Below are 13,120 nucleotides of genomic sequence, written 5' to 3' on the forward strand. Positions count from 1 at the left end.
ATACTGAGTATGAGGAGGCATTTTGAAACTTATCGTTACCGAGAAAAATGACGCTGCACAACAGATAGCACGCTTGTTGTCAAAGGCGGGCAAGCCGGTTGTAGATAAAGTTTACGATACACCTGTTTATCGTTTTAAGTATGACGGTACCGATTGTGTGACCATTGGACTTCGTGGCCACATCATGGCACCCGATTTTCCTCATGAATTGCACTATAAAAAGTCAACAGGATGGTATGCGCTTACCGAGGAAGGTGAGATTCTTTCTGCTCAGTTGCCAAAAGAGTTGGCATGTCCTCCGTTTGAATCTAAACGCAAACCGTACTTAAGCGACGGTATTGATATTAAGGGCTGGAAAGTTCCTAGTTTGCCGTATTTGATATGGTCACCCATAGAAAAGCTCCCTGCCGAAAAAGGTATTATCCGAGCGCTCAAAAATTTGGCTAAAAAAGCTGATTCCATCATTATTGCAACAGACTTTGACCGCGAAGGTGAGCTTATTGGATCGGATGCGCTCCATCAGATGCAGCAAGTTGCTGTGGACGTGCCGGTTTTTCGTGCGCGGTATTCTGCTTTTACGCAGGCCGAAATTGACCATGCGTTTGAGCATTTGGTTAAGCTCGATCAAAACCTAGCGGATGCAGGTGAAAGCCGTCAATATATTGATCTTATTTGGGGTGCTGTTCTTACGCGCTATCTTACGATGGCAAAATTCAGCGGATTGGGTAACGTTCGCTCGGCTGGTCGTGTGCAAACACCTACGCTTGCATTGGTGGTAGAAAAAGAGCGTGAGCGCAACGCCTTTGTCCCCGAAGACTATTGGGTTATTTCGGGCATGTTGTCTGTAACGCCAGACGCAAGTGCAGACGAAAAATTCAAAACAACGCATGCTATAGCTCGTTTTAAGGACAAAGAACAGGCAACTGCAGCGTTTAATCGAGTGCGTAATGCGCGCTCGGCAACTGTTGAGGAAATCGAAGAAAAATCGCGCACAACGCGGCCTCCAGCGCCCTTTAATACCACGTCTTTACAAGCAGCAGCCGCCGCCGAGGGCATAACTCCAGCGCGCACGATGCGTCTTGCTGAGTCGTTGTATATGGAGGGTCTGATTTCGTATCCGCGTGTAGATAACACGGTATACCCCTCATCGCTTAATCTTCGCGCTTGTGTTAAAAATCTAGCGCATGTACCTCAGTATCGTCCGTATTGTAATGAATTGTTATCGCAAGAAAAGCTTACGCCAACACGAGGAAAGCAACAAACTACCGACCATCCTCCCATTTATCCAACGGCTGCTGCTGATCCTACAAAATTAGATGCCGCAGCGTGGAAACTTTACAACTTAATTGCGCGGCGCTTTCTGGCCACGCTTTCTGCGCCTTCGGTAGCACAAAATACCAAGCTTAAGCTTAACATTGCCGATGAGCCCTTTGTTTCTTCGGGAACCGTTATTACCACTCTTGGATTTAGAGCAATATATCCCTATGGACTTCATAAAGACGAGCAATTACCTGCAGTTTCGCAAGGTGATGTTTTGTCGGTTCATGATATGAATATGGACGCCAAGCAAACCGAACCTCCTGCGCGTTACAGCCAAGGTCGTCTTATTCAGGAAATGGAAAAGCACGGATTGGGCACTAAGTCAACGCGCGCTTCCATTATTCAGCGTTTGTATGATGTTAAATATCTAAAAGGCGATCCTGTTGAAGCAAGTCAGCTTGGTTGTGCAGTGATTGATGCGCTTACTCAATATGCACCGCATATTACCAGCTCAAATATGACTTCTGAGCTTGAAGAAGACATGACGAGCGTTGCAGAAGGAGCCTCAACGCAAGAGCACGTTGTTGATCATTCGCGCGCTTTGTTGGCGTCTGTTATGGGGACGCTGATTGATCATGTTCAAGACTTAGGCGAAGCAATATCTGACGCAGTTACAGCTGATGCTAAGGTTGGAGTTTGTCCAGAGTGCGGTAAAGACCTTGTGATGAAAAGCTCTGCAAAAACGCGCTCAAATTTTGTTGGCTGCGTTGGATGGCCCGATTGCAATGTAACGTATCCTGTGCCTACTGGGCGCATTGAAGCGCTTGAAGGCGAAAAGAGTAGGTGCGAAACGTGTAAAGCACCTCGTGTAAAAGTTCATCCCTTTAGACAGCGTGCGTTTGAAATTTGTATTAATCCTGCATGTCCGAGCAATCTAGAGCCCGATATAGTTGTTGGTGTTTGCCAAACGTGTGCACAAGCAGGCAAAGATTGCAAGCTTATTGCGCATAAAAGCGAAAAAACGGCCAAGCGTTTTATTCGTTGCGAAAATTATGATGAATGTCAGACAAGCTATCCTTTGCCTCAGCGTGGTGCGCTCACAGCTACACAGCAGACGTGCCCTGAATGTGGTGCTCCTATTGTAGAAGTGCAAACACAACGTGGGCCTTGGAAGATTTGCGTTAATATGAATTGTCCGCTTAAGAAAAATGCTGCAGCAAAGAAAACGTCTTCGCGTAAAGCATCTTCACGTAAGACATCTGCACGTAAAAAGACTACTACCAAGCGCACAACAAGCGCTACTCGTAAAAAAACATCTTCTGTACGCTCAACTCAAAAGAGCTCATCATGAGTGCATCGGGCTTATTTATAACACTTGAAGGTGTGGATGGCTGTGGCAAGTCTACACAAGTACAACTTCTAAGATCGTGTTTTGAAGAGGCTTCTTATAAGGTGTCTTGCTTGCGCGAACCTGGTGGCACGTCTATTTCTGAGGCAATACGAGCTCTTGTGTTAGACCCTGCGTATACGTCTATGTCTTCTGAGTGCGAACTGCTTTTGTATGAAGCTGCGCGTGCACAGCTTGTTCATGAGGTTATTAAGCCTGCTTTAGCGCAGGGTCGTATAGTTTTATGTGATAGATATTTTGATTCAACTTATGCATATCAATATGGTGGTCGCAAGTTAGCAGAGGATATGGTGCTTCGGGCAAATGACCTTGGTTCGTGTGGTATTGTTCCGCATAAAACATATGTGCTTGACGTAGATGTTGCTTGTGCATATGCGCGTGCTACTCAAACGAGTGTTGACAGGCTTGAACAGGAAGGACTTGCCTTCCAACAAGACGTTCAAAAAGCGTATAAAAAGCTCGCTTGTCTTCAACCGCAACGTGTCACGCTTATTTCGGGGGAAGGGACACCGCAAGAGGTGTTTTCAAGGCTTTATGCTGATATACGTAAAACCTTTCCTCAGCTGTCCCTTTAGTTTTGCTATTCCTTTTACGCGTTTTGTGTAAGATATGCGCGCAAAAGATATGCGCGTGCATGGTTTGTATGATAAGTACAGGTAACGTATGGCATATACGTTTTAATTTTGAATATGAGGTGAGCATACGTGAGCGCTTTTGATATAACTTCGGAAAATCTTCTTGGTGTTTTGGCACTTCAAGCCCATGTATGTTCTTTTTTTAAGCAAGCATATGCTCAAAGGCAGCTTTCTCATGCCTATCTCTTTATTGGTAATTATGGGTTAGGAATCTCTGAAGCTCTTGATGAATTGGCAAAAATGCTTCTTTGCCCACATGGCGGCGATGAGTGCGCTTGCTGCAAACGCATTATGCATAAAAGTCATCCTGATGTGCATCAGTTTTATCCTCAAGGCGCACAAGGCTATGTTGTTGAGCAGATCCATGATCTTCTTGATGTGGTACATCGCGCACCTATTCAGGCAAAACGTAAGCTTATCGTGATTCATGAGGCACAATCCTTGGGTGCGTCTTGTGCCAATGCGTTGCTTAAAACGCTTGAAGAACCCCCAGCTTCGGTATACTTTGTTTTGGTAAGTACATCCGCAGCGCAGGTGTTGCAAACGGTATCATCTCGTTGTCAACATATTCCGTTTACGTTCATAAATCAAGCTCAAGCAGCAAAATTGGTTGAACGGGCGGCAGCGTCAACACCCGAACAAGCACGATGGGCCTTGTATATTAAACAAAGTCCAAAGGCGGCTATAGATTTTTTGCGTTCGTCTTCAAAAATGAATATACGAAGCAAAATTATGCATATCTTTGCGATAATGCCCGATGCAGATAGTTGGGATCTTATTGAGCTGGCCGATGAGTTGTGTGTACTTATTCAAATCCCTCTTGATCAAAAAACCGACGAGCAACAAGCCGATTTTGACCGTTCGCAGGACTTCTTGTCGGCAGGAGCGCGTAAAAAGATGCAAGCAGTGCATAAACGCGAACTTAGTCGCGCACAGCAGATATCGGTTGAAGAAATTATAGATATAAGTGCTTCTTTGTTGCGAGATGCTATGTTTTTCAGCGAAGGCGCGCACGCAGAAATTATGAATCAGGATGCCGTGAATATATGTGATTGTCTTGCAGCCTGCGCCTCAACTGATGCTATGTTGGCTACGCTTGCATACGTCGCGCGTGCAAAACAACAAATGCGAGCTCATGTGTCAGCGCAACTCGTACTTGAAGCATTCTTTTTGAACGTACATCGCACGCTTATTGCTGGTAGATAATGCGCAAAGCTTAGAGGGGGGAGTTTATATGGGATTTAGTTTAAAAACTCAAAGTTATTTTAATGCTGCTCATTTTTTAACAAATTATAAGGGAAAATGCGAAAATCTGCACGGACATCGTTGGCAAGTTATTGTGTATCTCTATAAAGAGAATCTTTCATCTCAAGGCGAAGATAAAGATATGCTTATAGATTTTGGCGAGTTTAAGCAAATTGTCCGCGCGGAAGTTAAAAAATTTGACCACACCTTTATTGTTGAAGAGAATTCTTTACACCCCGAAACGGTTCGCGCACTTGAGCAGGAAACTTTTAAGCTTACGTTTGTACCGTTTAGGACAACTTCAGAAAATTTTGCACGATACTTTTATCAACGATTTTGCGCGCTTGGTCTTCCTGTTGTGCGTGTTGAGGTTGACGAAACACCTCATAACTGTGCCATATACGAAGCTTAAACAAGCGACTTAGCTAAATGTATAGATACATGTTTGCGTATACTCGTATGGGATGATGTGCGCATTTTGTTTGTATGCAAAATGTATAAATTAGGCAAAAAAATACTTATCTTTTTTCTTGTTTGTCTAACCTTCGGGGGATTTTTTGGTACACTTACCATAAGCAGTCAAACACGTTAGGCTGTACGATCGCAAAAGGACGCCGATGTCTGATATTGCATTACATGGGGTAAATCTGTCAGGTTGGTTAAAGCTCGAGCCATGGATTACACCTGAGTATTTTGCACAAGCGCAAGTCCTTGATGAATGCGCTATGGTTAAATCGATGAGCAAACAAACCTACACCGACCTCATTCAATACCATCGGTCAACATTTATAGGCGAAATTGATTTCAAAAATATTGCTGCCCGTGGCTTTAATGCCGTGCGTTTGTGCGTTCCTTTTTATGTGTTTGGCGATGCAGGACCTTTTACCTCTCAATTTATAGGCTGTGCCGATTATGTAGATCAAGCTTTTGATTGGGCGGATGAGATTGGCTTAAAAATTGTTTTGGTGCTTGATATAAACCCTGGTAATGAGGGTGAACTTTCTGAATACGTGCCAGAATTTTCTTCGTTTAATACCTATAAACATGATGCACTTAAAACCTTAAGCGCGCTTGCAAAACGCTATGCGTATCGCGCTGCGCTTGCTGGCTTTGAACTTGCAGCGCACCCTCGTATACAAAAAACTTTTGCGTTTAAGCGTCAAAGCGGTATACCTGCTCATTTGTTGCGCAATTATTATCGTGAAGGCTATGACATTATTCGTTCGCTTGCTGGTGATGATGTGCTGGTTATTATGCCCGATGCACACGAACCTCATATGTGGCGTTCGTTTATGGCATCTGGAAATTATAAACATACCATGCTTGACATACATCTCGATCATTTTGATGAATATTTTGAAATGCGCGGTGCGCTTACAACACAAACATTACTGGCGACCTCAAAGAATTATTTACACGCAGCGCAAAAAAACGGTTTCAAACTTATGGTTGGTACCTGGTGCTCGGCACTTCCTGGGCTGGATAGTGCTATGACACCAGAAGGTCATATTGCGCAAGAGCGCATTTATATGTCTGACCAGCTTGATTTATACCGCGCTTGTGATGCGTGGTTCTTCCAAACATGGAAAACGCAGGGTCGCCTTTCGGGCTGGGATGCTCGTCATGCATTTTCTTCGTTTGAAAGAAGAATGATATGCGCCTAAAGCCTCAAGACGATTCTTTAAAGCTGGCTGGCGCATCGCAGGGGGCTTCTTCATCTGTAGAATTGAGCGCGCACGCGCCATCCGCTCTATCTCAACAAACACAAGCAGGATATGTATCGCTCGTTGGAACCCCTATTGGCAATTTGTCCGATATGTCACCGCGTGCGGTATCGGTGCTTAAAGGTGCTGATGTACTGCTTTGCGAAGACACGCGTGTTACATCCAAGCTGCTTAACCACTTTGATATTCACACCAAGCTCATCCGTGCCGATGAGAATGTTTTGCCCGAAAAAATCCCTGCAATTCTTATGCGTCTTGCAGCTGGCGAACACATTGCTTTAGTTTCAGACGCAGGGATGCCTGGGGTATCAGATCCAGGTCAGGTTTTAGCTGACGCGGCACTTAATGCAAACTATCGTGTTGAGGTGATTCCTGGTCCTTCCGCGGTATTAAGCGCTCTTGCGGCGTCGGGTTTTGCAATGAGTAATTTTTATTTTGAAGGCTTTTTACCTCGTAAAACAAGCGCGCTTCGCAAACGCTTACATGTGCTTGCGCGTATTCCTGCAACACTTGTTATCTACGAATCGCCTCATCGTGTGCTTCAAACGCTTCAAGAATTAGCAGAGGAGTTTGCTCATGTACGTTGCGCGCTGGTACGTGAGCTTACTAAAATTCACGAAGATTGTATGCGTGATACCATTGAGGATCTTATAGTGCGCCTGCAAGCAGCTGAACACGTGCGGCCGCTCCGCGGTGAGTGTGTGTTGGTTGTAGAATGTACGCCCGAGCGTGCGCGTGAGTGTTTGGATAATTTGGAACGCATGGACACGCATGTTGCGCGTACGTTGGAGGATGCTATTGCCGAAGGATTGCAACATCATATAAGCCCATCGGCGTTAGCAAAACAGCTCGCCCATGAATTTGATATTTCTAAATCGAGTGTTTACAATAAAATAATTGCAATATCCATGTAAGTTTGTCGTAATTTACATGCTCAAACGTATAATAAATATGCTTTTAGGTTGTTGTAGCGCCCGTGCGTTGCACATAAAAGCATAGAGCAGTTTCAAATCTCAAGGAGTTTGTATGGCACAGACACAATGCCCCTCTTACTTTATAACAACGCCTATTTACTATGTAAATGCAGCTCCGCACCTAGGAACTGCATATTGTACCATCCTTGCCGACGTACAGGCGCGTTATCGTCGTATGATGGGCTACAACGTTAAGTTTTTAACTGGTATGGATGAGCACGGTCAAAAAGTTGCCGAAGCTGCCGCAGCGCATAATCTTTCGCCGCAAGCATGGTGTGACAGTCAAGCTCCTTTGTTTACCAACTTGTGGAAAAAGCTTGAAATTTCTTACGATGATTTTATTCGCACCACCGAGCCACGCCAATACAAGGCGGTTCAGGAGCTGTGGAATCGTATGAAAGAAACGGGATATTTGTATAAGGGCAGCTATGATGGCTGGTATTGCACGCCTGAGGAAACATATTTTACCGAAACTCAAGTAAGCAAGGCCGCCGAGGCACAACAAAGCGAAGGTGAAAACCTGTGCCCTGATTGCGGACGTCCGCTTCAACGCGTAAAAGAAGAATCGTATTTCTTTAAACTTTCTGCATTTCAGGATAAGCTTCTTGCGTTATACGACGAACATCCCGAGTTTGTACAACCTGCGTTTCGCATGAACGAGGTTCGCTCCTTTGTTGCATCGGGTCTGCAAGATTTATCGGTAAGCAGAACGAGTTTTGATTGGGGTATTCCTGTTCCATTTGATATAAAGCATGTTACCTACGTTTGGTTTGACGCGCTGTTGAATTATATGACATCAGTTCGTTATGGTCTTGATGACGCTGCTTCTAAGGATGAGTTTGCGTTTCGTTGGCCAGCGCAGTGTCACGTTGTAGGTAAAGACATCATTCGTTTTCACTGTGTAATTTGGCCTGCAATGCTCATGGCGCTGGGCGAGGCTTTGCCTCAAAGCGTTTTCGCACACGGATTTTTAACCGTGCGTAATCCTCAAACGGGAAATGCTGAAAAAATGTCTAAATCTCGTGGTAATGCCATTGCTCCTGCAGAAGTTATTGATAAACTTGGCGTAGAAGGCTACCGCTATTACTTTATGACCGATGTAACTCATGGTGAAGACTCGGCAATTTCATTTGAACGTATGGAGCAAGTATATAATGCCGATTTGGCAAATAGCTGGGGTAATCTTGTTTCTCGTACCATTACTATGTGCGATAAATATTTTGATGGAAAAACGCCTGTTGTTGATGATACGTGGAAACAACAGACGAGCCCGCTTCGTGACATTGCTCAACGTATGTTTGAGCCGTACCAAAAAAATATGGAGTCTATGAATTTTGCTGCTGCAAAAGACGTCGTTATGGAGCTTGTTCACGCAGCTAATCACTATATCGAGGACATGGCACCTTGGAATGTTGCAAAAGATCCCACGCGTGCAGAAGAATTGCGTTTTATCCTGCTTAACCTGCTTGAATCAATTCGTATAGCAGCACATCTTTTGGCACCATTTATGCCCGAAACTTCGCATGAAGTACTTATGCGCGAAGGTCTTGATCCCGAAGCCGAGCTGGTAGGCGGCACGATGATAGAGGGGCTTTCACTTGATGTTATATGTGCATGGGGAGGTCTTGCAGGCGATCAGCCTGTTGTAAAGGGTGCTGCCCTTTTCCCTCGCCTTGCATAAGATAAAGCGGTAAGTGCATAACAGGCGCTCAATGGTACTGATGCGCATGATATTGCTTGACTGATGGCGTTAAGCGTTCATATTACCTTGTGTTAATATTTGGCTTTTGCCGATATCTGCACAACAGCCGCCACAGCATACGCGCTTGGGTGAGTGTATACAGCAATCAACACTACGTAGAGGAGTATGGTGTTTTCTAAACTGGCATCAAAGTGCGCTACCTTGGATGTTTTGTCTTCGTTTGGCCTTTATACAAAACATCGCCTTGGTCAAAACTTTTTGATAGAAGATAGTGTTATTGGGCACATTTTAGAGCTCGCGCACGTCCAAGCGGATGACTATGTTGTCGAAATAGGGCCAGGTATTGGCACGCTTTCATGTGCGCTTTTGCCTCGTGTCAAAAGACTTTGTGCAATTGAAGCAGATCGCGTTTTGCCCGATGTACTGGCTGAAACGCTTGGTGAATACGCCGATAAATTTGAGCTTATATCTGCCGATGCACTTAAAGTGTCTGCCGACGAGATTCGCGCAAAGCTTTTTTCTGCAGATCGTGATGGAAATGCGTGTTCGGTAAAGCTGATAGCAAACTTACCGTATCAAATTGCTGCTACTGCAGTTTTGCGCTACCTCGAAATGTTGCCCGAGCTCAATGAGCTTATTGTTATGGTGCAATCAGAAGTTGCGCAAAGAATGGCAGCGCAGCCGGCTCACAAGCTCTACGGTGCATATTCAGCAAAGCTTGCACTGTATGCGGAGTGCGTTGGTGGTTTTAAGGTTGCGCCCTCAAACTTTTTCCCTGCGCCTCATGTTATGTCTGAAGTTATACACATACAGCGAAGGTCTGCAGATAAACAGCTGTGTAAGGCTTACGAGAGGGCATATGTTGCGCGCGTCATTGACGCAGCTTTTTCTCAACGACGCAAGACGCTTCTTAATTGCTTATGTGCCTGTGGTTTTGATAAACAAGATGTTCTTACGGCTTGCGATACTATACAAATTGATGTGCACGAACGCGGCGAAAAACTTACACCTTCTCAATTTGTTGAGCTAGCTCGTGCGCTTGGGTCTGTATCTGCACAAACTAGTACGCTAACATGCAATTTTGACGAAAAGAAGCGTGATGAGCACATATAAAAACGCTGCTGACCTCTGCGGTTTTTTACCAGACGATCTTATACTTTTTCATGGTAAACGTGGTAAGGCGGTTCTTTTACCACCGTCAGAAGTGCCTGTTGCCGACACACATGGGCATCTGCATTGCTTGCGTGAACTCACAAGTTCTGCAGCTCTTGCTCGCGCAGCATTAGCAGGCGTTGGCATGCTCGTTGATCCGATAGACCCTGTTGAGGATATACCTTTTGGTATTTATAGTGCGTCTACGGTTGATGCTTGGCGTGCTCGTACCTTAGATGAAGCCCATGCGCTTCTTGAATATGCCAAGCAAAAAGGACTTGTGCTCCCGTATTTTTCACATGCACATATACGCGGCTATGAACAGCCGGCGTACAATCATCTGCTGGATTCGTTTAGAATTATTGCGGGCGTCCACCCTTATGGGGCGGCTCAATTTGACGCGTCTGCGCGCGAGCGACTTATGCAGTTGCTTGATCTTCCGTATTGCGTAGGAATTGGCGAGATTGGCTTAGATTTTGGCCCATATAATAAGGTTGACCCTAACGATCAAATTCGTGCACTTGAATTTCAGCTGCGTCTCGCGCATGAAAGAAACTTACCTGTTGAATTGCATATTCGCGATGCACAAGATGACAACACGGCAGCAGCACATGTACAAGCGGTGCAGTTGCTTAGTAGCATAGGCGTTCCGCCCCGAGGTTGTGTGTTACATTGCTTTACATCTACGCCGCAGGTCATGAAGCCATTTGTGGAAATGGGGTGCACCATAGCGTTTGGTGGTGTGTCAACATTTGCGTCTGCGCCGTATGTTCGCCAGGCTATACAGGTATGTCCGTTAAACCAAATGGTTACCGAAACCGACGCTCCCTATATGGCGCCCGTACCTATGCGTGGTCATGCGTGCGAAATTGCACATGTTGTATTTACAGCAGCTTCACTTGTGGCAACAAAGTGTGCGGTGTCTTTTGATTCAAAAGAAGTAACATGTATTCCACCCAACGAGCCGTATGCGGTAAGCTCTATTTCGCAATCAGAAGTTTATGGTGCGTTATGGAATAATGCATATGAACTTTTTATGAAAGAAATCTAAAATACTTTCGTTTTTGGGCTTTTGGACAATAAATTATTACGTTTAGAGAATAGTTCGTAAATAATTTCTGAAAATCAGCTCCAATATGTTATGTATATGATAGTTATTTTTTCCTTGTTATAACACAAGTCTTGTTAAGGGGGTTACATGTCCAAACGAGACAGTAAAATTTTAGAAATTCTAACCGAAAAGAAACGCATTGATGTAACAACGCTCGCGCAAATGCTCCACGTTTCTAATGTGACCGCTCGTAAAGACTTGGATTCCTTACAAGATAAAGGCCTTGTTGTTCGCGAACATGGATATGCACTCCTTGCAAATCCTAATGACGTTGCTGGACGCTTGGCATATCATTACGAAGAAAAGCGCAGTATTGCCCAGCGAGCTGCTGATTTTGTGTATGACGGATCTACAATTATGATAGAAAACGGCAGTTGTTGTGCTTTGCTCGCGCGTATTATTGGTGAAACCAAAAAGAATGTGAGCATTATCACAAACAGTGCTTTTATCGCGTGGTATGTACGTGATCTTCCTGAAGTTCATGTTACGCTGTTGGGAGGTTCTGTTCAGCCCGATTGCCAACTGACCGTAGGCCCTTTGATGCGCCTTGGGGCGCAGCAATTTTCGGTAGAGTACCTCTTTATTGGTACAGATGGTTGGTCAGAAAAAAGCGGATTTACTAATTGTGATCAAATGAAGGCCGAGGCTGTTCGCGCGATGGCAGACGTTGCAGCAGAAGTTGTTGTAGTAACAGAACCCGAAAAGTTCATGCACTACGGGCCGGTACCCATTCGACTTGACTCGCACATTACGTCGGTTGTGACGGGTAAAAACATACCAAAGTCAGCGTCCGAATACCTTGAGGCGCATCATACGCGTGTATATTTAGCTGATAAATAGGTGTACATCCAAAAGGGTGTGGCAAGATTGTGTGTACTACGTTTATACAGGCTCTATGCATGCAACAGGCGCTATGCATTGAGAATAAACTTCTCTATAACCTCTGCTACGCCGCCTTCGTTGTTATTGTTCTGGGTAACATAATCAGCTTGCGCTTTCATGGAATCATCAGCGTTTGCCATGCATACACCTAAACCTGCGGCTTTGATCATTTCGCTATCGTTAGCGCTGTCACCAACGGCAATGGTTTCGCTCATGTCAATACCTAAGTGATGAGCCAAACGTTTAAGCGCAGCACCTTTAGAAATTCCTTTTGGGGTAAATTCCATGTAGCAGTTAGAAGAAAATGTAACGCCTACGTCGCGCGTAAGGTCGCGCATGTCATGAGCTAGTTGTTGTAGATATGCAAAATCATTATTCATGTATAAGATCTTAACGATATGCGTGTTACGTAAAAATTCCAGATTTGCCTCACGTGTTTCAATAGCGGGTATTCCAGTTAACGTAAAGATATTTCTGTCGTCGTCGCGCCATTTTGTGGTATAAATCGAGGCGAGCGTGTATACATGAACACCAACATTTCCCAGTTGGATACCGTGTTTCCATATTTTGTTACAAAAATCCCACGGTGTTGGTGGCTGCAAATCAATAATAGTATTGTGCGCGTTTTCAGTAATACACGCGCCGTTACACGAAATTGCATATTCGTCTTTCATGTCTTTTGCGCCAATTTCATCGAGAATGTATTGCATAATAGCAAAACTTCTACCAGATGACGGTACGATGTAAACGCCTTTCGCGCGTGCCTGCTCAATAGCACGACGTACGCGCAATGGTACATGGCGAGCATCGTTGAGTAATGTTTCATCTAGGTCTACCGCAACAAGTTTATACATATGTTCCCATTCGTTTGAAAGTATAGGCGGCGAGTTCATGTAGTGCGCCTTCATATGTATACAGTTTAGCGGTGTTACTGTGTCTTGTTGTTTACGTATTTTTAATCTGTGGTTAATTCACAGCTTTTATGGATTAAAAAACGCGACTCCATAAGAGGGATGTTAAAACCAAA

General features: G+C 44.6%; 11 protein-coding genes. 10 read left to right on the plus strand and 1 reads right to left on the minus strand.

All coding sequences use genetic code 11. From position 1 onward, the window contains the following. Positions 1-22 precede the first annotated feature (22 nt). From HMPREF0091_RS01720 to HMPREF0091_RS01765, 10 genes are all read left to right on the plus strand, one after another. On the plus strand, positions 23-2,611 hold the full coding sequence (locus HMPREF0091_RS01720; RefSeq protein ID WP_006302460.1) for a DNA topoisomerase I: 2,589 nt from the start codon (positions 23-25) through the stop codon (positions 2,609-2,611). After that, entirely contained in the window at positions 2,608-3,243 is a 636-nt protein-coding gene (gene tmk / locus HMPREF0091_RS01725; RefSeq protein ID WP_006302461.1) for a dTMP kinase, read from the plus strand. The genes HMPREF0091_RS01720 and tmk overlap by 4 nt, the downstream gene beginning before the upstream one ends. 129 nt (positions 3,244-3,372) lie before the next feature. After that, on the plus strand, positions 3,373-4,509 hold the full coding sequence (locus HMPREF0091_RS01730) for a DNA polymerase III subunit (RefSeq protein ID WP_006302462.1): 1,137 nt from the start codon (positions 3,373-3,375) through the stop codon (positions 4,507-4,509). A 28-nt stretch (positions 4,510-4,537) separates the two neighbouring features. After that, positions 4,538-4,960, plus strand: coding sequence for a 6-pyruvoyl trahydropterin synthase family protein (locus HMPREF0091_RS01735; protein WP_010241787.1), 423 nt, complete (start codon positions 4,538-4,540; stop codon positions 4,958-4,960). Between the two features lie 205 nt (positions 4,961-5,165). Continuing rightward, the gene (locus HMPREF0091_RS01740; RefSeq protein WP_006302465.1) at positions 5,166-6,212 is read left to right on the plus strand and encodes a glycoside hydrolase family 5 protein; all 1,047 of its coding nucleotides are present in this window, start codon (positions 5,166-5,168) and stop codon (positions 6,210-6,212) included. Next, complete coding sequence (gene rsmI / locus HMPREF0091_RS01745; RefSeq protein WP_006302466.1) at positions 6,203-7,186, plus strand: 16S rRNA (cytidine(1402)-2'-O)-methyltransferase; 984 nt, start codon at positions 6,203-6,205, stop codon at positions 7,184-7,186. Before HMPREF0091_RS01740 ends, rsmI begins: the two co-directional genes overlap by 10 nt. A 112-nt stretch (positions 7,187-7,298) precedes the next feature. Then, on the plus strand, positions 7,299-8,927 hold the full coding sequence (gene metG / locus HMPREF0091_RS01750; RefSeq protein WP_006302467.1) for a methionine--tRNA ligase: 1,629 nt from the start codon (positions 7,299-7,301) through the stop codon (positions 8,925-8,927). A 186-nt stretch (positions 8,928-9,113) separates the two neighbouring features. Next, entirely contained in the window at positions 9,114-10,061 is a 948-nt protein-coding gene (rsmA, locus tag HMPREF0091_RS01755; RefSeq protein ID WP_006302468.1) for a 16S rRNA (adenine(1518)-N(6)/adenine(1519)-N(6))-dimethyltransferase RsmA, read from the plus strand. Beyond that, the gene (locus HMPREF0091_RS01760) at positions 10,048-11,151 is read left to right on the plus strand and encodes a TatD family hydrolase (RefSeq protein WP_006302469.1); all 1,104 of its coding nucleotides are present in this window, start codon (positions 10,048-10,050) and stop codon (positions 11,149-11,151) included. Before rsmA ends, HMPREF0091_RS01760 begins: the two co-directional genes overlap by 14 nt. A gap of 147 nt (positions 11,152-11,298) precedes the next feature. Further along, entirely contained in the window at positions 11,299-12,051 is a 753-nt protein-coding gene (locus HMPREF0091_RS01765; protein ID WP_006302470.1) for a DeoR/GlpR family DNA-binding transcription regulator, read from the plus strand. A 71-nt stretch (positions 12,052-12,122) separates the two neighbouring features. On the opposite strand, the gene HMPREF0091_RS01770 is transcribed toward HMPREF0091_RS01765, so the two are convergent. Next, positions 12,123-12,986: a Cof-type HAD-IIB family hydrolase gene (locus tag HMPREF0091_RS01770; protein WP_010241781.1), complete on the minus strand. Its 864-nt coding sequence runs from the start codon at positions 12,984-12,986 to the stop codon at positions 12,123-12,125. Positions 12,987-13,120: the final 134 nt, after the last annotated feature.

The sequence above is a fragment of the Fannyhessea vaginae DSM 15829 genome (assembly GCF_000159235.2).
Taxonomy (GTDB): domain Bacteria; phylum Actinomycetota; class Coriobacteriia; order Coriobacteriales; family Atopobiaceae; genus Fannyhessea; species Fannyhessea vaginae.

Excerpts from the sequence above, each read along its gene's own strand:
- HMPREF0091_RS01765 (WP_006302470.1), top strand. The coding sequence starts at position 11,299 with ATGTCCAAACGAGACAGTAAAATTTTAGAAATTCTAACCGAAAAGAAA.
- tmk (WP_006302461.1), top strand. The coding sequence starts at position 2,608 with ATGAGTGCATCGGGCTTATTTATAACACTTGAAGGTGTGGATGGCTGT.
- HMPREF0091_RS01735 (WP_010241787.1), top strand. The coding sequence starts at position 4,538 with ATGGGATTTAGTTTAAAAACTCAAAGTTATTTTAATGCTGCTCATTTT.
- HMPREF0091_RS01770 (WP_010241781.1), bottom strand. The coding sequence starts at position 12,986 with ATGAACTCGCCGCCTATACTTTCAAACGAATGGGAACATATGTATAAA.
- HMPREF0091_RS01760 (WP_006302469.1), top strand. The coding sequence starts at position 10,048 with ATGAGCACATATAAAAACGCTGCTGACCTCTGCGGTTTTTTACCAGAC.
- rsmI (WP_006302466.1), top strand. The coding sequence starts at position 6,203 with ATGCGCCTAAAGCCTCAAGACGATTCTTTAAAGCTGGCTGGCGCATCG.
- metG (WP_006302467.1), top strand. The coding sequence starts at position 7,299 with ATGGCACAGACACAATGCCCCTCTTACTTTATAACAACGCCTATTTAC.
- rsmA (WP_006302468.1), top strand. The coding sequence starts at position 9,114 with ATGGTGTTTTCTAAACTGGCATCAAAGTGCGCTACCTTGGATGTTTTG.
- HMPREF0091_RS01740 (WP_006302465.1), top strand. The coding sequence starts at position 5,166 with ATGTCTGATATTGCATTACATGGGGTAAATCTGTCAGGTTGGTTAAAG.